This is a genomic window from Leifsonia sp. 1010, assembly GCF_031455295.1.
In the GTDB taxonomy this organism is placed as follows: Bacteria; Actinomycetota; Actinomycetes; order Actinomycetales; family Microbacteriaceae; genus Leifsonia.
Genome location: NZ_JAVDSL010000001.1, coordinates 1,152,705 through 1,172,166, shown reverse-complemented (window position 1 = coordinate 1,172,166; position 19,462 = coordinate 1,152,705). Strand labels below are relative to the sequence as shown.

The 19,462-nt window shown below is 69.6% G+C and carries 19 protein-coding genes; 12 read left to right on the top strand and 7 right to left on the bottom strand.

Annotated elements, in window-relative coordinates:
* The first annotated feature begins 2 nt into the window (after nucleotides 1–2).
* From pip to J2Y42_RS05700, 6 genes are all read left to right on the top strand, one after another.
* The gene (gene pip / locus J2Y42_RS05725; protein WP_396427136.1) at nucleotides 3–965 is read left to right on the top strand and encodes a prolyl aminopeptidase; all 963 of its coding nucleotides are present in this window, start codon (nucleotides 3–5) and stop codon (nucleotides 963–965) included.
* A 10-nt stretch (nucleotides 966–975) separates the two neighbouring features.
* Nucleotides 976–1,668 carry a nucleoside/nucleotide kinase family protein gene (locus J2Y42_RS05720; protein ID WP_309855783.1) on the top strand — a complete coding sequence of 231 codons (693 nt, stop codon included), beginning with the start codon at nucleotides 976–978 and terminating at the stop codon, nucleotides 1,666–1,668.
* Between the two features lie 9 nt (nucleotides 1,669–1,677).
* A complete protein-coding gene (locus J2Y42_RS05715; protein WP_309855782.1) occupies nucleotides 1,678–1,935 on the top strand; it encodes a glutaredoxin family protein in 258 nt (85 codons plus the stop codon).
* 37 nt (nucleotides 1,936–1,972) lie between these two features.
* Complete coding sequence (locus J2Y42_RS05710; protein WP_309855780.1) at nucleotides 1,973–2,770, top strand: alpha/beta hydrolase; 798 nt, start codon at nucleotides 1,973–1,975, stop codon at nucleotides 2,768–2,770.
* 96 nt (nucleotides 2,771–2,866) lie between these two features.
* On the top strand, nucleotides 2,867–3,838 hold the full coding sequence (locus J2Y42_RS05705; protein WP_309855779.1) for an aldo/keto reductase: 972 nt from the start codon (nucleotides 2,867–2,869) through the stop codon (nucleotides 3,836–3,838).
* 31 nt (nucleotides 3,839–3,869) lie between these two features.
* The gene (locus J2Y42_RS05700; protein WP_309855777.1) at nucleotides 3,870–4,733 is read left to right on the top strand and encodes an aldo/keto reductase; all 864 of its coding nucleotides are present in this window, start codon (nucleotides 3,870–3,872) and stop codon (nucleotides 4,731–4,733) included.
* A gap of 81 nt (nucleotides 4,734–4,814) precedes the next feature.
* Here the strand turns inward: J2Y42_RS05700 and J2Y42_RS05695 are convergent, their stop codons facing one another.
* The 5 genes from J2Y42_RS05695 to J2Y42_RS05675 form a co-directional block, all read right to left on the bottom strand.
* A complete protein-coding gene (locus J2Y42_RS05695; RefSeq protein WP_309855776.1) occupies nucleotides 4,815–5,720 on the bottom strand; it encodes a LysR family transcriptional regulator in 906 nt (301 codons plus the stop codon).
* Between the two features lie 68 nt (nucleotides 5,721–5,788).
* A complete protein-coding gene (locus J2Y42_RS05690) occupies nucleotides 5,789–6,499 on the bottom strand; it encodes a helix-turn-helix domain-containing protein (protein ID WP_309855775.1) in 711 nt (236 codons plus the stop codon).
* A gap of 13 nt (nucleotides 6,500–6,512) precedes the next feature.
* Nucleotides 6,513–6,968 carry a VOC family protein gene (locus J2Y42_RS05685; RefSeq protein ID WP_309855774.1) on the bottom strand — a complete coding sequence of 152 codons (456 nt, stop codon included), beginning with the start codon at nucleotides 6,966–6,968 and terminating at the stop codon, nucleotides 6,513–6,515.
* 46 nt (nucleotides 6,969–7,014) lie between these two features.
* On the bottom strand, nucleotides 7,015–7,674 hold the full coding sequence (locus J2Y42_RS05680) for an MOSC domain-containing protein (RefSeq protein WP_309855772.1): 660 nt from the start codon (nucleotides 7,672–7,674) through the stop codon (nucleotides 7,015–7,017).
* Nucleotides 7,675–7,705: 31 nt separating this feature from the next.
* Nucleotides 7,706–9,190 (bottom strand): peptide MFS transporter, encoded by a 1,485-nt coding sequence (locus tag J2Y42_RS05675; protein WP_396427135.1) that lies wholly within the window; start codon nucleotides 9,188–9,190, stop codon nucleotides 7,706–7,708.
* A 139-nt stretch (nucleotides 9,191–9,329) separates the two neighbouring features.
* On the opposite strand from J2Y42_RS05675, the gene J2Y42_RS05670 reads away from it, so the two are divergent.
* The 4 genes from J2Y42_RS05670 to J2Y42_RS05655 all read left to right on the top strand — a co-directional run bounded on the left by J2Y42_RS05670 (nucleotide 9,330) and on the right by J2Y42_RS05655 (nucleotide 12,508).
* Nucleotides 9,330–9,767 (top strand): Lrp/AsnC family transcriptional regulator, encoded by a 438-nt coding sequence (locus tag J2Y42_RS05670; RefSeq protein WP_018189220.1) that lies wholly within the window; start codon nucleotides 9,330–9,332, stop codon nucleotides 9,765–9,767.
* Nucleotides 9,768–9,817: 50 nt separating this feature from the next.
* A complete protein-coding gene (locus tag J2Y42_RS05665) occupies nucleotides 9,818–10,243 on the top strand; it encodes an SRPBCC family protein (protein WP_309855768.1) in 426 nt (141 codons plus the stop codon).
* 88 nt (nucleotides 10,244–10,331) lie between these two features.
* Complete coding sequence (locus tag J2Y42_RS05660) at nucleotides 10,332–11,078, top strand: response regulator transcription factor (RefSeq protein ID WP_309855766.1); 747 nt, start codon at nucleotides 10,332–10,334, stop codon at nucleotides 11,076–11,078.
* Nucleotides 11,075–12,508 (top strand): HAMP domain-containing sensor histidine kinase, encoded by a 1,434-nt coding sequence (locus J2Y42_RS05655; RefSeq protein WP_309855764.1) that lies wholly within the window; start codon nucleotides 11,075–11,077, stop codon nucleotides 12,506–12,508. Before J2Y42_RS05660 ends, J2Y42_RS05655 begins: the two co-directional genes overlap by 4 nt.
* A 32-nt stretch (nucleotides 12,509–12,540) precedes the next feature.
* On the opposite strand, the gene J2Y42_RS05650 is transcribed toward J2Y42_RS05655, so the two are convergent.
* Complete coding sequence (locus tag J2Y42_RS05650; RefSeq protein ID WP_309855762.1) at nucleotides 12,541–13,374, bottom strand: aldo/keto reductase; 834 nt, start codon at nucleotides 13,372–13,374, stop codon at nucleotides 12,541–12,543.
* A 61-nt stretch (nucleotides 13,375–13,435) separates the two neighbouring features.
* A complete protein-coding gene (locus J2Y42_RS05645) occupies nucleotides 13,436–17,119 on the bottom strand; it encodes a bifunctional proline dehydrogenase/L-glutamate gamma-semialdehyde dehydrogenase (protein WP_309855761.1) in 3,684 nt (1,227 codons plus the stop codon).
* A 94-nt stretch (nucleotides 17,120–17,213) separates the two neighbouring features.
* Between J2Y42_RS05645 and J2Y42_RS05640 the strand changes: the two genes are divergently transcribed.
* Both J2Y42_RS05640 and J2Y42_RS05635 read left to right on the top strand, forming a co-directional pair.
* On the top strand, nucleotides 17,214–18,803 hold the full coding sequence (locus tag J2Y42_RS05640; RefSeq protein WP_309855759.1) for an NAD(P)/FAD-dependent oxidoreductase: 1,590 nt from the start codon (nucleotides 17,214–17,216) through the stop codon (nucleotides 18,801–18,803).
* Nucleotides 18,804–18,888: 85 nt separating this feature from the next.
* Nucleotides 18,889–19,440 (top strand): SRPBCC domain-containing protein, encoded by a 552-nt coding sequence (locus J2Y42_RS05635; RefSeq protein WP_309855757.1) that lies wholly within the window; start codon nucleotides 18,889–18,891, stop codon nucleotides 19,438–19,440.
* Nucleotides 19,441–19,462 lie beyond the last annotated feature (22 nt).

Genomic DNA, 19,462 nt, shown 5'->3' with positions numbered 1-19,462 from the left:
GGATGCGGTACGGTGCGGACATGTTCCCTGTGGTCGAGCCGTACGCGCACGGATGGGTGGAGAACCCCGACGGAGACAGCATCTACTGGGAGACCAGCGGCAACCCGGACGGCGTCCCGGTCCTGTGGCTGCACGGCGGTCCCGGTTCCGGCTTGGGGCCCGGAAACTACCGCAAGCGCTACGACCCCGAGCGATTCCGCCTCGTCGGCATCGACCAGCGGGGCTGCGGCCGCAGCACGCCGTCGGTCGTGGATGCGCTCGACCGCCTTCCGGCCAACACCACCGACGGACTCATCGCCGACATCGAGCTGGTCCGCGCCGAGCTCGGGATCGACCGCTGGGTCGTCACGGGCGGATCGTGGGGGTCCACCCTTTCCCTGGCGTATGCGCTCGCGCATCCCGAGCGGGTGATCGGCATCGTCCTCGCCGCCGTCACCACGACCGGCCGTGCGGAGGTCGACTGGATCACGGAGACGATGGGACGCGTCTTCCCGGAGGCGTGGGAGTCGCTCGAACGGTCGTCGCACCGTCGACCCGGCGAGCGCGTGATCGACGCATACGCACGGGTGCTCGCAACAGGAACGCTGGAGGAGCGGATCGCCGCGGCCGACGCGTGGGACGCCTGGGAGTCGACCCACGTCTCCCTCGACCCGAACTTCGTTCCCGGCCCCCTGCACACCGATCCGGCGCAGCGACTCGTCTTCGCGACCCTGGTGACGCACTACTGGGCGAATGACGCGTTCCTGCCCGGCGAGCGCGCCATCCTGAACCGCGTGAGCGAACTGGCGCACATCCCGGCGGTGCTCATCCACGGCCGTCACGATGTCAGCGGGCCGGTCATCACGGCCTGGCTGCTCCACCGACAGTGGCCTGCGAGCCGGCTGACCATCGTGGAGGGAGAGGGGCATTGGGGGCCGGAGGCATCGGAGCTCATGGCGGAGGCCATCAGCCGGTTCGCGCGCTGATCGCAGCAGAATGGGACGCGTGACCACCGAATCCACCGCTTCGCCCGTCTCCGACCTCACGGCGCTCGCGGAGCGCGCCCTCGCGCTGGCGCCGACGGGCGGCCGGGCGATCGTCGGTGTCGCGGGCAGCCCCGGATCGGGCAAGACGACGCTCGCACGCCGCGTCGCCCACCGGGTGAACGAACTCGCCGGGACCGGCACGGCCGTCCACCTCCCGATGGACGGCTTCCACCTCGCCAACGCCACCCTCGACGCGCTCGGACGGCACGACCGCAAGGGCGCGATCGACACCTTCGACGGGTGGGGATTCGCGGCCCTGCTCCAGCGCGTGCTCACCGAGACGGGCAACCCCGTCTACGCGCCGGCGTTCGAGCGAACGGTCGACGAACCGGTCGCCGGCTCCATCGCTGTACCTCCGGCCACGCGCATCGTCGTGGTCGAGGGCAACTACCTCCTCATCGACGCCGACCCGTGGTCGCGGATCCCCGCGCTCCTCGCCGAGTCGTGGTTCGTGGAGACGCCGCAGAACGAACGGATGCGGCGGCTGGTCGACCGGCATACCCGCCACGGCCGGTCGGTCGAGGCGGCGACGGCGTGGGCACGGGATGTCGACGGCGCGAACGCCGTCCTGATCGAGGCGTCCAAGTCCCGCGCCACGCTGCTGGTGGATGGCACCACCGGACTCTCAGACAGCGGCGCTTAACCTGGAGCAATGACTTCTCCGACCGTCTCCTTCGACCGTGTGACCGTCTTCGGCGCCGACTGGTGCCGCGACTGCATCCGCTCCAAGTCCCTCCTCGACCGACTCGGCGCCGACTACGAGTACATCGACCTCGTCGCGCGCCCCGAAGAGGCCGACCGCGCTCAGCAGATCAGCGGACGCACCAACATCCCGGTCATCGTCTTCCCGGACGGCCGCCACCTGGTGGAGCCGACCGACCCCGAGCTCGAGGCCGCCCTCCGCGCCTGACCGGTGCACATCCCGCTGCGGGTGGGATGCTGAACCCATGGTCGATCCCGATGTCGCGCGGCTGCGTGCCGACGCCCGCGCGCGTGCCCTCGCGCGCCCGCGCGTGCCCTTCGACGGGGTCGCCGACGACGAGCCCGTCGGCGGTGTGAGCACACGCCGGTACACGCCGAGAGCAGCGACGCCCCCGGATGCCGTGGTGGTGTTCCTGCACGGCGGCTACGGGATCCTCGGCGACCTCGAACTGCAGGACGGATACTGCCGTCGGATCGCAGGGATTCTCGGTGTCTCCGTTGTCTCGGTCGACTACCGGCTGGCCCCGGAGGCGCGTCTCGCCGACTCCACCGCCGATGCGGTCGCCGTCGCGGAAGCCCTCCGCCGCGAAGGGAACCGTCGGGTCGTGCTGTGGGGCGACTCCGCCGGCGGCGCCGTCGCGCTCGCGGCTGCACGGGCCGCCCGTGCTGACGGCCTCGTGCTGTCCAACCCGAACGTCGACCTCAGCCTCGCGCGCTACGACGACGCGGCGCCGGGTGGCCCCGGTCGCGAACTCTCCGAGTGGGCCTTCCTCCCCTGGGCGGGCGTCGACCGCCTCGAAGACGCGCCGGACCTCGCCGTCGATGCGGCAGGCCTCCCGCCGGTGTTCGTCACGGTCGGCTCGGAGGACTCGCTCCTCCCGGATGCGGAGCACCTGGTGGCGCGATGCGCGGAGGCCGGTGTCCCCGCGCTGCTCCGCGAGGTTCCCGGTGCGTCGCACGGGTTCATGGCCGGGCCGGACATCGAGACCGCCGACGCGGTGATCCGCGAGGCCGGCCGGCGCATTCTCGACGGAGACGCGTAACGGCCGCGAGCCTGACGCGATTCATCACCGCGACCGCGCAATCCCATCCACACCACCTGTTGGACATCTGACTCGGCGGGGCGTTGAGTGGCGGATATGGAGTACACACACCTGGGCCGGTCCGGCCTGAAAGTCTCGCGCCTCGTCCTCGGCACGATGAACTTCGGTCCGCAGACCACCGAAGAGGATTCCCACCAGATCATGGATGCCGCCCACGACGCCGGCATCAACTACTTCGACACCGCCAACGTCTACGGCCAGCACAAGGGACGCGGAGCCACCGAGACGATCGTCGGCAACTGGTTCGCGCAGGGCGGCGGCCGCCGCGAGCGCACCGTGATCGCGACCAAGCTGTACGGCGACATGGGCGACTGGCCGAACGAGAACCGGCTGTCGGCGCTGAACATCCGCCGCGCCCTCGATGCCAGCCTGAAGCGCCTGCAGACCGACTACATCGACATCTACCAGTTCCACCACGTCGACCGGGACACTCCGTGGGACGAGATCTGGCAGGGCATCGAGACCGCGATCGCGCAGGGCAAGATCCTGTACGCCGGATCGAGCAACTTCGCCGGCTGGCACATCGCAACGGCGCAGGCCGAGGCGCGCAAGCGCAATCTGCTCGGGCTCGTCAGCGAGCAGTCGATCTACAACCTCCTCACCCGGCAGGTCGAGCTGGAGGTGCTGCCCGCCGCGCAGGCGAACGGCGTGGGCGTGATCGCGTGGTCGCCGCTCCACGGCGGACTCCTCGGCGGTGTCATCCGCAAGCAGAACGAAGGCAAGCGCCGGCTTGAAGGCCGCGCCGCCGAGACGCTCGAGAAGCACCGCGACGCGATCGAGGCCTATGAGGACTTCGCGGCCGAACTGGGCCACGAGCCGGGCGACCTCGCGCTGGCCTGGCTGCTGACCCGCCCGGGCGTGACCGGCCCCATCATCGGCCCGCGCACGCAGGAACAGCTCGACGGCGGCCTGCGCGCCATCGACATCCACCTCGACGACGCGGCGCTCGCGCGGCTCGACGAGATCTTCCCGGGCCACAAGACGGCCCCCGAGGACTACGCCTGGTGACCCCGGGCCACACCACCACGAAGGAGAACGAGTGAAGACACGTACCATCGGCGACGTCCAGGTCTCGGCCATCGGCCTGGGCGGTATGCCCATGTCGATCGAAGGACGCCCGGACCGCGAGCGTTCGATCAAGACCATCCACGCGGCACTCGACGAGGGCATCACCCTCATCGACACGGCCGACGCGTACCACCTGAACGCGGACGAGGTGGGCCACAACGAGGAGCTCATCGCCGAGGCGCTGCGCACCTGGACCGGCGGCGACGCGTCGGCCGTGCTGGTCGCCACCAAGGGCGGTCACCTGCGCCCGGGCGACGGATCGTGGACGCAGAACGGGCACCCGGACTACCTCAAGCAGGCCGCGAAGGAGTCCCTCCGCCGCCTCGGCGGCGACGCCATCGGGCTCTACCAGTTCCACCGACCCGACCCCGAGGTCCCGTACGCGGAGTCGGTGGGCGCGATCCGCGACCTGCTCGACGAGGGCGTGATCCGGATGGCGGGCATCTCGAACGCGAACCCCGACCAGATCCGAGAGGCGCAGGAGATCCTGGGCGGCCGTCTGGTGTCGGTGCAGAACCAGTTCTCGCCGGCCTTCCGGTCGAGCGAACCCGAGTTGCGCCTCGCCGACGAGCTCGGCATCGCCTTCCTGCCGTGGAGCCCGCTCGGCGGCATCACCTCGGCAGGCGACCTGGGCAGCCGCTTCGAGCCGTTCAAGGACGTCGCGGATGCCCGCGGCATCAGCCCGCAGGTGGTCGCGCTCGCGTGGCACCTGGCGCAGAGCCCGCACGTCATCCCCATCCCGGGCTCCTCGCGTCCCGAGACGATCCGCGACTCCGTCACGGCCGTCGACGTCGAGCTGACGCCCGAGGAGCTCTCCCGTCTCAACGCCGCCTGACCCGCGGCATCCGCACCGTCGGCTCCCCCATCATCGGCTCCTGAGTTTTTCGCCCCCGAGCGCCGTCTCAGGCGGAAAAACTCAGGAGCCGGCGGCCGCGGTGGCGGGAGTCGGGGTCAGGGCGACCGGGTCGAGCTGCGTGAGGAACGCGGAGGCTGCGGGGCTCGGCTGCTCGGCGACCGCCACGGCGACGGTCCAGACCGGAGCGTCCTGAAGGCGGACTGCCCGCAGGGCTTCGGGACGCTTGCGCGCGAAGCTCTCCGGAACGACCGCGACCCCGAGGTTGTACCCGACGAGGTCGAGCAGCGGATGCACGTCGTTGACCTCCATCGCCGCCCGGTAGTCGAAGCCGGCGGCGGCGAACGCCCGCCGGCTCAGGGCCTGAGCGCCCCAGCCCTCCTGGAATCCGATGAGCGGCTCCCCGCGCAGCGCCTCGAGCGGAATGCTCTGCTCGGCGGCGAAGGGGTGGTCCGGGTGGCAGAGCACGAGCATCTGCTGGGTGCTGAGCGGCCGCAGGTGGACGCCGGCCGGCGTGTGACCGGTGTCGACCACTAGCGCGACGTCGGCGCGACCGCCGGCCACGTCATCCACCAGCTCCTCGGATCCCGAGTAGCGCAACCGCACCTCCACGCCGGGGTTCGCCGTGCGGAAGGACGCAAGCTCGGCGGGGAGGTCGACCGAACCGAGACACGGCTCCGCGCCGATGGTCAGGCGTCCGCGCAGGAGCCCCCGCACGGCGGCGACCGCATCGCGCGCCGCGGCGGCGCTCGCCAGGGTGCGCACCGAGTCGGCCAGGAGCGCCTGTCCGGCAGCGGTCAGCTCCACGCGCCGGGTGCTGCGGATGAAGAGTGAGGTGCCCAGCTCCTGCTCGAGCGAGCGGATGGACGCGGACAACCCGGACTGCGAGATGCGCAGCAGTTCTGCCGCGCGGGTGAAGTGCCGTTCTTCGGCCACAGTGACGAAGTGCTCCAGCTGCCGCAATTCCATTGTGCGATCGTACTGCTGAATCCTGGGCCGCTGATACGCGGCGTCGATTTCGGTCGGGGATGGATGCCTCAGGCGACCGAGGCCTGCACCTTCGCGTCCTCGCCGGGCGCAGCGTCGAAGCGGAAGGTCCGGCGGAAACGGTCCACGAGACTGCGGTCGCCGGTCTCCACGTCCAGCGGCGGCTTATCCCCGCTGAGGAGTTCGCCCAGACGCTCGCGTTCGATGCGGAACTCGAGCACATCGGCAGGCGGCGCGATCGCGACCCGGCGCTGCGGTTGCGGAAGCGCGTCGGGGCCGACATCCATCACATCGAGGGTTCCGGCGTCGACCACGGCGCTCACCGAGGTGTCGCCCGCGTGGATGAGGTACTCGGTCGGCGGGAACCCTGCCGCGACGTCGCCGCGGAAGGCCGCCCGCAGCGTCACGGCCAGCGCATCGGCAGTCAGCACCTCACCTTCCGCCGGTTCGCCTGGCGCCGCCCAGCCCCAGCGTTCGAGCGCGAGGACGACCGGCTCCAGCTGGCGGCCGAGCGGTGTCAGCTCGTACCCGCCGCGAACCGTGGGGACGCGGCGGACGATGCCCGCCTGCTGCAGTTCTTTGAGCCGGTCGCTGAGGATGTTGGTCGGGATGCGCGGCAGACCGGCCTTGAGGTCGCTGTATCGGCGCGCGCCGGCGAGCAGGTCGCGAACGATGAGCAGTGCCCACCGTTCGCCGACCCGCTCCACCGCGCGCGCAACGCCTCCGGCCTGGCCGAAGCCGCGGGGTGCCCGTGCCGCCATCCGGGAGGCCGTGTCAGGCCTGCGCCGGAGCTTCGGCCGCGTGCTCCGCCATGTACGCCTCCGGGCCCTTCTCGACGGCCTCGGGTGCCATGTAGAGGTAGGACAGGTTGTTGCCGTCCGGGTCCTCCAGGTCGCGCGAGTACATGAATCCGTAGTCCTGCGCCGGCCGCGGCTCCGTGCCGCCGGCCTCGAGGCCGCGCGCGACGATGGCGTCGACGTCCTCGCGGGAGTCCTGGCTGAGCGCGATGGTCGCGCCGGTCTGAGTGGCCGGGTCGATGATCTGCTTGTCGGTGAACGTGGCGAGGAACTCGCGCGTCTGCACCATGAAGTAGATGGTGTCGCTGAGCACGACGCAGGCCGCGTTGTCGTCGGTGAACATGGGGTTGATCGTGTACCCGAGTGCCTCGTAGAAGGTCTTTGCGCGCTCGAGGTCGTTCGTCGGGAAGTTGACGAAGATGTTCGTGGTCATGGTGTCCTCCGGTCGTCGGTGTGCCACTAGCTTGCTCTTTGCAAGTTCACTTGTCAAGAACAAGTAAACGTCCCGAGCGCAGCTTGGGGATGTCCGCCCGGATCTCGTCGACGAGGGTGACCAACCCCTCCGCCTCAGCCGCTTCCAGCGCGTCGGCCTGGGCGCTGTCGGCTCCCGTGAACCACGAGGCGATCGTCACCCCGTGCCCGGGACGCGACAGGACCTCGATCCGGTCGCCCGCCCCGACGCTGCCCGACTTCACGACCGAGAGGTAGGCACCGGGCCGGCCTCTCTCCGTGAAGCGCTTGACCCACTGCGGCTCCCGCATCCGCCGCTGGAACACAGCGCACGGCTCGCGCGGGCAGGTGACCTCGACCACGACCTCGTCGCCGATCCGCCACCGCTCCCCGATCTCGGCGGCGTTCACGTCGATCCCCGCCGTCCGCAGGTTCTCTCCGAACAGCCCGGGCGGGATGGGACGGCCGAGCTCGCCCGCCCACTCCTGAGCATCCTCGTCGGCATAGGCGTACAGCGCCTTGGACGCCCCGCCGTGGTGCTTCCGGTCGGCCTGGACGTCGCCGTGCAGCCCGAGAGGTCTCACCCGCAGCCTCTTCTCCACGGGGCGCTTGTCGATGGCCGTGACACCGATCGTGCCGCTGTCGTGGAGGAGCTGCTCGACGCGGCACACCGCGAGAATCTCTGCCATCGCCCCAGTATCCCAGCAGCCGTGCCCTGACTCAGCGCACTCCGCGCATGAGGCGGAGCACCCACGGGCTGACCACCGCCAGCAGCACCCCGATCGCGATGGCGATGCCGCCGATGATGCTGAAGTAGACACCTTCCGGCACAGAGGTGAAGAGCTTGCCGAGCTGGCCGGCCATGGCCGTCCCGAGGGCCACGGAGAGGAAGTAGAGCGCCACCATCTGCGCCTGGAACGACCGCGGCGCCAGCTTCGTCGTCACCGAAAGCCCGGGAGGCGAGATCAGCAGCTCAGCGACCGTGAAGACGAAGAGGATGCCGATCATGGCGAGCAACGGAGTGCTGTTCTCCCCTCCTCCCGCCCAGAACAGGAACAGGAAGAAGGCAAGACCCATGAGGACCGTCCCAGCCGCGAACTTGATCGGCGTCGACGGCTGCTTCTCACCCCACTTGGTCCAGATCGCGGCGAAGACGCCCGAGAGCACGATGATGAAGATCGGATTGATGGACTGCACCCACGAGACCGGGAACTCCCAGCCGAAGAGATTCCGGTCCAGGCGCTTGTCGGAGTAGATGGTGACCACCGTGAACTGCTGCTGGTAGAGCGTCCAGAACGCCGCATTGGTGATGAACAGCGGGATGAAGGCGAAGAGCCGGCTGCGCTCGTCGGCGTTCAGGAGCTTCGACGTCAGGATGACGGCGAAGTAGGCGATCGCGGCCACGATCGTCACGGCGATCACCCAGAGCGCGAGATTGGATGCGTTGATCAACCCGGTGAGCACCAGCACGACGATGACAGCGAGACCCGCGACGCCGATGCCGATCATCAACGGGTAGCGCGAGCGCTCGAGGGGATGCGGAACCTGCCGCGCCTGGTCGGGGAGGCGCTTGCGACCGAGGGAGTACTGGATAAGGCCGATCGCCATGCCGACCGCGGCGAGCGCGAAGCCCCAGTGGAAGCCCAACGTCGACTGCAGCAGTCCGGTGAGGAGGGGCCCGAAGAAGGCGCCGAGGTTGATGCCGAGATAGAAGAGCGAGAATCCGGCGTCGCGCCGCGGGTCCTTCTCCGAGTACAGCGTCCCGACGATGCGGGTGGCGTTCGCCTTCAGCCCGCCGCTTCCCAGGGCGACGAACAGCAGGCCGACGAGCACACCCGCGACGCCCGGGATCACGGCGAGCGAGATGTGGCCGGCCATGATGACGACGGCGCTCCAGAACAGCACGCGTTCCGACCCGAACAGGCGATCGGCGAGCCAGGCGCCGAGGATCGTGGAGAGGTAGACGGCGCCGCCGTAGGCGCCGACCACACCGGTGGCCGTCGCCTCGTCGATGCCGAGGCCGCCGCGTTCGGCCGAGTAGTACAGGTAGATGAGCAGGATGCCCTGCATGCCGTAGAAGGAGAACCTCTCCCACATCTCCACCCCGAAGATGTTGGCGAGCGCGCGCGGCTGACCGAAGAAGCCGTGGCTGCTGTCGTCGTCGCGTCGCGCCGGCGCGGTGTCCGTTCTGCTCATGCCGACCATGCTCCCACCGTCGATCCCGCCGGTGAACGCCCGTTCGCGCACCGGTGGATAACTTCCGCAACGCCGCGTTTGTGCACACGGACGCACAAAACGGTCACTTCCCTGGCTTTCACGCAACGATTCACCATATGCTCGGCCCGTGGATAATCTCGATCGCAGCATCCTCGACCTGCTCCGTCAGAACGCCCGGGCGGGATACGGCGACATCGGTTCGGTCGTCGGGCTCTCGGCCTCGGCGGTCAAGCGCCGCGTGGACCGCCTGGTGGCCGATGGCGTGATCCGCGGGTTCACCATCCAGGTCGATCCCGCGATCGACGGGATGAGCACGGAGGCCTACGTCGAGCTGTTCTGTCGGGGCACCGTGTCGCCGGAGGAGCTGCTGCGCATCCTCTCCGCCGTGCCCGAAGTCGTCGACGCCGGCACCGTGACCGGAAGCGCCGACGCCATCGTCCACATCCGCTCGCGCGACATCCCGAGCCTGGAGGCCGCGCTCGAGAAGGTGCGGCTCGCCCCGAACGTCGACCACACGCGGAGCGCCATCGTGCTGTCGCGCCTCATCAACCGAGGCAACGCCTGAGCGTCGCGAAACTTCAAGACCCCGCCGCACGAGTGGATCAGACTGGCGGCATGAGTACGACAGCACGCGCAGACATCCGCATCGACTCGTCCCGCGACCGCGTCTGGACCGCCCTGACCGACCCGGACACGATCGCCCGCTACCTTTTCGGCAGCCGCGTCTCGACCGATTGGAAGACCAGTAGCCCGATCGTCTATCGCGGCGAGTGGGACGGTAAGCCCTACGAAGACAAGGGAACCATCCTGGAGATCGTCCCCGGCGAGCGCCTCGTCACCAGCTACTACAGCCCGCTGAGCGGCAAGCCGGACGTCCCCGAGAGCTATCAGACCGTCTCGTACCTCCTCGCCGACGACGGCGACGGCACCCTCGTGACGATCACGCAGGACGGCTGCGCCGACGACGCGGAGGCAGAGCGATCGAGCGGCAACTGGCGCATGGTGCTCGACAGCATGAAGTCGGTCGTCGAACACGGCTGACCGTCTCCTGCGAGAACGTTCAGCGCGCCGGCCCGGCACGAGGGCACGATCCGAGCACCGGCACGGGGAACAGTGGCACGATGGGCGCATGAAACTGCTCGTTGTCGAAGACGATCCCGACATGGGAGGCCTCGTCCAGCGCGGTCTGGCGGCCGAGGGCTACGACGTCACCCTGGTCACCAATGGCGTCGACGCGCTCATCGCCCTGCGCAGCGATACGTTCTCCGCTGCGGCGATCGACGTGATGCTGCCCGGCATGAGCGGCTTCGAGCTGTGCCGTCACATCCGTGAGGCGTCGAACCCGATGCCGATCCTCCTTCTCACGGCGCGCGACGCGATCGAGGACCGCGTCCACGGCCTCGACTCGGGGGCGGACGACTACCTGACGAAGCCGTTCGCGTTCGCCGAGCTCGCCGCCCGGGTCCGCGCGCTGCTGCGCCGCGAGCCCACAGGGATGCGGCCGCAGGTGAGCGTCGGACGGCTGACGATCGACTCGCACGAGCACCAGGCGCTGGTCGCCGGGCACGAGATGCCGTTGAGCCGCCGCGAGTTCACGCTCCTGCGCCTCTTCGCCACGAACCCGGACAAGACACTGTCACGCTCCGACATCCTCGAGTCGGTGTGGGGCACCACCGAGAACATCGGCACCAACGTCATCGACCAGTACGTCTCGTACCTCCGGAAGAAGCTGGATGCGGCGGGCGCCGGGCTGAACATCGTCACCGAGCGGGGCCGCGGCTACCGTCTCGATGCCCGCAATGCGGTCGACACCAAGCGCACGACATCGGGCGGCGACCATATCCCGAGTAGCCACGACACCGCATCCACGTCGTGAATCGCCTGCGGCGCCTCTCGATCACGGCGCGCATCACGATCGGCAGTCTGATCGTCGCGGCGCTGTTCGGTCTGGTCGCCGTCTTCATCATCCGCGTCGGGGTGTCGTCCATCCTCCACAACGCGACCGTCACTCTCCTGAGCAATGACGTCGCCGCGCCGGTGGAGTCGCTGCCGTCGAAGCCGACGGGTCCGTTCGATCTCCCCGGCGGCGGCCAGGAGCTCGCCATCGTCGCCGAGGACGGCACCATCCTCGCGTCGACCATGCCGCAGGCGCTCGAGGACCGCATCGGGCGCCTGATCGATCAGGGCCGTGAGCCGCGCGAGGTGCAGGTGGGCGACGACCACTATCTCGTCCTCTCACGAAGCGTCACGACATCGGACGGCGTGATGCACGTCGTGGCTGCGCGGAACGACGAGACGACGGCGCTCATCCTCGACCGGCTGACCGCGGCGTTGCTCGCCGGCGCGGGCGTCCTGATCCTCGCCTTCGGTGCGGCGTCGTGGCTGCTCGCGCGGGCGGCGCTCCGGCCGGTGAGCCGGATGCGGGAGCAGGCGGACCGTATCGCCGGCTCGACCCCGCAGGAGGCGGCTCTCTTGACCGTCGGGCCCGCCCAGGACGAGTTGTCGGAGCTCGCGACCACGCTCAACGATCTGATCCTGCGCCTGCGGGCCTCGGCCGAGCGGGAACGTCAGATGGTGTCCGACGCCAGCCATGAGCTGCGCACGCCGCTGGCCGTGCTTCGTGGACAGCTGGAGCTGGCCGAGCTGGATGCGGGGGATCCGCACGCCCTGCTGACCGACATCCGGGCATCGCACGCCACGGCGATCCGACTGGCGGCCCTCGCGAACAACCTGCTGGAGCTGTCGCGCATCGAGGCCGGGCCGTCGAGCGGGCGGATCGACTGGCGCACCCTCGTGGACGAGCTGACGGACGCGATCGACCGTGCGCGGCTGCTGGTGAGCAGCGACGATGAGGCCGCCGGTATCTCGGTCGACTTCGAGTACGACCCCCGGCAGCGTCCTGACCCGGAAGCCCGCGTCGCGCTGTCCCCCACCGATTTCGGGCGCATCCTCGACAACCTGCTTGCGAACGCGATCATCGCCATCCGGTCCTGTGGCGAAGACCTCCCGGAAGCGACGGTCGTCGCCTCGCTGTCCCTGATCAAGGCCGGGGACGGCGCTGACGGCAGCGAGTCGGTGGTGCTGACGGTCCGGGATTCCGGCTCGGGCATGCCGGAGGACTTCATCCCGGTCGCTCTGGATCGCTTCACGCGCGCCGATGGCTCGCGCACGGGTCAGTCGGGTGGTGGGCTGGGGCTCGCCATCGTTGGCGCGTTGGCGGATGCAGCGGGCGGGCGTGTCCGGCTCGCGAACGCCGAACCCAACGGCCTCACGGTGACGGTGACTCTGCCCCTGCGCCGGGACTGACCGTTCGTCCTCGGACCGTCAGCCCCCCACCGTCAGTGGCCGGACCGGTCCGAGTCCACGCCGGCGTCGGGACCTTCGTCGAGGGTGTCGAGCGCGCTCAGGTCGTCGGCGTCGAGCTCGAAGTCGAAGACGGACAGGTTCTCGGCCATGCGCTCGGGGTTGCGGGACTTCGGGATGGCGACGAGCCCGTTCTGCACATGCCAGCGGAGCACGATCTGGCTCGGAGCCCTGTCGTGCTTCTCGGCGAGCCGGGCGAGCACCGGGTCGGCGAGCAGGTCACCCGTTCCGCCGATCGGGCTCCACGATTCGGTGACGATGTCGTGCTCGCTGTCGTACGCGCGCTGTTCGCGGCGGGGAATGGCCGGGCTGAGCTGGATCTGGTTGACCGCCGGGGTGACGCCCGTCTCGGAGATCAGGCGGTCGATGTGCGCCGGCTTGAAGTTCGAGACGCCGATGGCGCGCGCCTTGCCGGCGTCGCGCAGGCGGATGAAGGTCTCCCACGTGGAGACGTACTGGTCGCGCTGCGGCAGCGGCCAGTGGATGAGCAGCAGATCGACGTAGTCGAGCCCGAGTCGAGCCAGGCTGTCGTCGAGGCCCGCCACGGCCCGGTCATCGCCCTGATAGGTGCCGTCGAGCTTGGTCGTGACGAACCAGTCCTCGCGCTCGACGCCACTCCGCGCGAGGCCACGGCCGACGCCGACCTCGTTGCCGTATTTGACCGCCGTGTCGATATGCCGGTAGCCGATCTCGGCAGCCGCGACGATGGCCTTTTCGATCTCGGCGTCGTCCAGCGGCCAGGTGCCCAGACCGAGTTGCGGGATGCTGCCGCCACCGGCGAGCGGCAGGGAGGGGATCGAAGGGGTCATGTCGGTCACAGTACGCGTTACCTTCCACTCGGGGGTGCGGTCGGGATGGGTCGGGATGGGCTCAGAGGATGTCGTCCGACAGGTGCGTCGGGTTGCCGAAGCGGTGGTTCGTGATCGAGATCGCCTGTTCGTGGAGGAACGTGAGCACCTCCACCCTCCCGGACGGCGTGACCGGTCCGCTGTAGACCGCGACGTCCGGGCTGCCTCCCAGGGCCGTCGCGAGCGCGACCGGATCCCCTCCGATGAGCCGGATGCGATGAGCCGGGACGCGGTGCGCCCGGATGCGGGAAAGCCAGTGCGCGTCGGACTCGACAACGACCTCGATCTCCCGATCGCGTAGCAGCGCGTGCATCCCGCGTGGCAGCTTCACCGGAGTGCTCACCGAAAAGGGCGAGCGTGCCACCGTTCCAGCCGCCATCACCCGCAGCAGCTCGGGAAGCGAGCTGCCCTCCGACAGTCGGATCGCCACGGGCACCGGCCGATACCGGAAGAGGTTGCGTTCGACGCCGAGCCCCGAGACGTCCTTCACCCGGTGGTATTCGGTCGCGACGGCGATGGCGTCGCTCAGAGCGGACCGCCGGACCAGGTCGAAGGACGGGTAGTCCATCGACGACTGCCCGGACTCGATGAGGTCGGAGACCCGGGTCTCCAGACCGCGGAGGTGCAGGCTCGAGCTCGAGTGCCCTGCTTCCGGGATCCAGCTTCCGAGTCCGAGCAGGTAGTTCGGCCCTCCGGCCTTGGTTCCGGCTCCGACGGACGACCGCTTCCATCCGCCGAACGGCTGCCGGCGCACGATGGCGCCGGTGATGCCGCGGTTGACGTACAGATTGCCGGCCTCGACGGTGTCGAGCCAGTGCACGAGCTCGTCACGGTCGAGCGAGTGCAGCCCGGCGGTGAGTCCGTACTCGACCGCATTCTGGTAGCGGATCGCCTCGTCCAGGTCACGCGCGGTCATGATGCCGAGCACCGGCCCGAAGAACTCCGTCAGGTGGAAGTACGAGCCGGGCTGGACGCCGGTGCGCACTCCGGGACTCCAGAGCCGCCCGGAGTCGTCGAGGCGGCGCGGCTCGACGAGCCATTCCTCCTCGGCGCCCAGCGTCGTGAGGGCGTGCAGCAGCTTGCCCGACGCCGGCTCGATGAGCGGCCCCATCTGGCTGGCCGGGTCCTGCGGGTAACCGACCCGCATGCTGGTCACGGCGTCCACGAGCTGATTGCGGAAGCGTTCCGACTTCGCGACCGAGCCGACCAGGATGACGAGGCTCGCGGCGGAGCACTTCTGACCGGCATGGCCGAAGGCGCTCTTGACGATGTCGGAGACAGCGAGGTCGTAATCGGCGCTCGGAGTCACGATGATGGCGTTCTTGCCGCTGGTCTCGGCGAGGAGCGGAAGATCCGGACGCCAGGAGCGGAACAGCTTCGCTGTCTCGTACGAGCCGGTGAGGATGACCCGGTCTACCCGCCGATCGGCGATCAGCTGCTGTCCGAGCTCGTTCTCGGCGACATCGACCAGGGCGAGGAGGTGCCGAGGGATGCCGGACTCCCACAGCGCCTCCACCATCACCGCCGCGGAGCGCCGGGCCTGAGGAGCCGGCTTGATGATCACGCCGCTGCCCGCGGCGAGCGCAGCAAGAACCGAGCCGGCAGGGATGGCGACGGGGAAGTTCCACGGCGGAGCGACCACGGTCAGCGCGCTCGGGACGAACTGCGCGCCCTGTACTGCGTCCAGCTCCCGCGCGCGGCTGGCGTAGTAGTGGGCGAAGTCGACCGCCTCGCTGACCTCCGGGTCCGCTTCTGCGATGGTCTTGCCCGTCTCGGCGGCCATCACCTCGATCAGTCGATCGCGGTTGGCCTCCAGCGCATGCCCCGCGCGGTCGAGGATCGCCGCGCGGTCGTGGCCGGAGCGCGCACCCCACTCCCGACCGGCCTCCGCGACCATCCCGAGGATGGCATCGAGGCGTCCGGCGTCTTGGACGGCCGCACCGGCGATGGTCTCCTCGCCCAGAGTCGACGCGGCGGAGCGGACGAGGATTCGCCGGCCCCACGCGCGGTTCGCCGCACGGGACGGATCGGTGTCCGGAGCATTCCGGAAGTCATCGGCCCCAGCCGACGCGACCGCCGGGGCGGCGGAGCTGGGCGACGCCTCGTCCGGCGGAGTCAGCTCGATGCCCCCCGATCCACGGGTGAGCCCCAGCACCACACTCGTGAGCCCCTGCTCTTCGGGCGTCGCGGGCGCGGCGGGCGCGGGCGGTGCCGGAGGACGCGTGAAGGACGGCGCCGAGGCTTCTTCCCACTCCCGCGCGCGATCCTGCTGCCGGTTCGGAACCGGCGCGGTGCCGCGCGGTCCGGAGTCGCTCTCGAACTCGGCGACGGACGCGAGGAAGCGCTGCTTCTCACGCTCGAACAGCTCCGGGTCGGAGCCGAGCTGGAACACGGCCGACATGAAGTTCTCGGGACTGGCGTTCTCTTCGAGTCGGCGGATCAGGTACGAGATCGCCACGTCGAATTCACGGGGGTCCACGACCGGGGTGTACAGCAGGAGCTCACCCACCGTGCCCTTGACCGCCTCCGCCTGGGCGGTCGCCATGCCGAGCAGCATCTCGAAGTCGATCCGCGCGGTGACTCCCCGCTTCTGTGCGAGCAGCCAGGCGTACGCGATGTCGAAGAGGTTGTGCCCCGCGACGCCGATTTTGACGGCATCCGTATGTTCCGGAGTCAGAGCCCAGTCGAGCACGCGCTTATAGTTCGCGTCGGTCGACTGCTTCGTGCCGTACGTGGCGAGCGGCCAGCCGTGGATCGTCGCATCCACGCGCTCCATCGCCAGGTTCGCGCCCTTGACGACCCTGATCTTGATCGGCGCTCCACCCTGCGCGCGCCGCTGGGTCGACCACTCGGTCAGCGTCTGCAGCGCGTCCAGAGCGTCCGGCAGATACGCCTGCAGCACGATGCCCGCCTCGAGCCCCAGCAACTGCGGCTTGCTGAGGATGCTGGTGAAGACAGCCATCGTCAGGTCGAGATCGCGGTACTCCTCCATATCGAGGTTGATGAACTTGGGGGTCGGCGACGCCGCGGCGAGCTCGTACAGAGGGGTGAGCCGTTCCACGACGCGCTCGACCGTCTCGTCGAACGCCCACATCGACAGCTGCGACGCGATCGAGGACACCTTGATCGAGACATAGTCGACGTCTTCCCTGGCGAGAAGGGTCCGGGTCCCCTCGAGCCGCCGAAGCGCCTCCTTCTCGCCGAGCACCGCCTCCCCGAGCAGGTTCAGGTTGAGGCGGGCGCCATGGCCGTCGGGGTCGTCGGGCGACCGGAGCCGCGCGATCGCCGGCCCCAGCTTCTCGGGTGTCGCATCGACCACGAGATGCCCCACCATCCGCCGCAGCACGCGGCGCGCGATCGGGATCACCACCCACGGGAGGACCGGCCCGAACACCCCGCCCAGCCAGATCGCGAACCGCATGTACCACGGCAGGAAGGCGGGGATGCGCTTGGCCACCCGCTGCAGGTTGTACCCGGCGACGAACAGGTCTTGCGGTCGAGCGACGCCGTCGACGAAGCTCACGGCGAAGTCGAGACCGTGCGGGTCGCCGAGCACCCCCGCGAGTCTCTCGGCGGCGGGATCCTGGCGGGGCGCAGAGCCGTCGTCCTCGCGCGCGCTCTCGGCGAGCCAGCGCTGCACCAGCTCGACCGCCTCGTGAGCGATCGCCGCCGGGCGCGCCGCGGCGCCATCCGTTGTGTCGACCATGATGACGACACTATTACCCGGCGCTGGGCGGCCCCGGAACCGACCTGAAGATGTGGAGAACTGACGGTTATCCACCGCGGCTAGAGTCGATTCCATGACCGACCGCGCCTCCTCCCTCGCCGCCACGACCCACGACATCGTGATCGTCGGAGGAGGGCACAACGGCCTCACCGCCGCGGCGTACCTCGCACGCGCCGGCAAGTCCGTCATCCTGCTCGAACGGCTGGATGAAGTGGGCGGCGCCGCGGTCAGCGCACAGGCGTTCGCGGGTGTCGAAGCGCGCCTCTCGCGCTACTCCTACCTGGTCAGCCTGCTGCCGCAGCGCATCATCGACGACCTGGGACTCGACATCCGCCTGGCCCGCCGCCGCTACTCGTCGTACACGCCGGTTCCCGGCGACCCCGACGGCGCGGGACTGCTGATCGACAACACCGACGCGACGGCGACCGCGGCGTCCTTCGCCCGGATCGGCGCGGCCGACGACGCGGACGCCTTCGACGGCGTCTACGAGAGCACCGGCGAACTCGCGCGCGCACTTTGGCCGACGGTGACCGAGCCGCTTCTGACGCGGACGGAGGCCCGGGCGCTGGTCGGCGACGACGAGCTCTGGCAGGCGATGATCGAGCGCCCGATCGGCGAGTTCATCGAATCCCGTCTGCAGAGCGACCTGGTGCGCGGCGTCGTCGCGACCGACGCCCTCATCGGCACCTTCGCCAGCCTCGCCGATCCGGAACTCGCGCAGAACCGGTGCTTCCTCTATCACGTCATCGGCCAGGGGACGGGTGAGTGGGATGTCCCGGTCGGCGGGATGGGCGCCGTCACCGGCGAGCTCGCCCGCGTCGCCCGTGAGGCCGGCGCCCGCATCGTCACCGGCGCCGAGGTGACGAGGATCGACCCGGACGGGACCGTCGAATACCGGCGGAACGGCCACGAACGACGAGTGGTCGGCCGCCACGTGCTCGCCAACGTCGCCCCCGGCGTGCTCGACCGGCTGCTGGGCGAGACCGCAGAGCCGGCCGCACCGAAGGCCGAGGGCGCCCAGGTGAAGGTCAACCTGCTCCTGAAGCGCCTCCCGCGGCTGCGCGACGAGGCGATCGACCCGAAGGCGGCGTTCGGCGGGACGTTCCACATCAACGAGACCTACACGCAGCTCGAGGAGGCCTACTCGGGGATGACCCGCGGTGTGATGCCCGAGCTCCTCCCCTGCGAGATCTACTGCCACACCCTGGCTGACCCGAGCATCCTGGACCCGGAGCTCGCCGAGACCGGCGCCCAGACCATCACCGTGTTCGGGCTGCACACCCCCGACCGCTGGCTCACTGACGAGAACAACGACGCCACCCGTCAGCGGCTTCAGGATGCGGTGCTCGCCTCCCTCAACTCGGTCCTGGCCGAGCCGGTCGAAGACCTCCTGCTGACCGACGCGGACGGCAACCCGTGCATCGAGACGAAGACCACGCGCGACCTCGAGCAGGCGCTCAACATGCCGGGCGGCAACATCTTCCACGGCCCCCTTTCCTGGCCGTTCGCGGAGGACGACGACGCCCTCGACACCCCGGCCGAACGCTGGGGCGTGGCGACGCGGCATCCGCGCATCCTGATGTGCGGCTCCGGGGCCCGGCGCGGCGGCGCGGTGAGCGGACTCGGCGGACACAACGCGGCGATGGCGGTGCTCGAAGGCTGAGAGCACTCGCAAGCCGCCCTCTGCCGATTCGGGGCGAGCGTGACTAGTGTGTGGATCACCAGAGGCTGAGCCGACGGAGGTCATCATGATGCCGCAGCCGACAGGAAGACTGGTCCGCAAGGACGACGGGGTCTACCTCGTCCTCGACCGGATGTTCAAAGCGCCCATCGAGGAGGTGTGGACCTTCTTCAGCCGCTCCCCGCGGCTTGCCGAATGGCTGGGCGAATACAAGGGCACCGGGTCGACCGGGGCGGTCAAGTTCCGCATGACCGTGGACGGCGACGACAGCGACTGGCAGGACGTCTCCGTGATGGAGTGCTCCGCGCCGCATCGCCTCCACGCCGACGTCGGGGGCGCCGGCGCATCCCACCGGATGTTCGTGCATCTCCGCGAGGCGAGCGGCCACACCACGGTCACTGTGGGCCGGCGGTTGCGGTCGCTCGTGGAGGAAGCGGACTCCGGACCCCGCTGGGACTACTACCTCGACCGTCTGGTGGCCGTGCACGATCACAAACCGCTCCCCGAATGGAGCAGCTACAGCCCGGCCATGACCGAGCACTACCGGACCCTGTGCCGGGAGCTCGACCGCGATCTGCGATCCGAGCACACCGCCGCGCGGTCGGGGACTGCCGGCTGAAGCCAGCGCTTCAGCGGGGTCA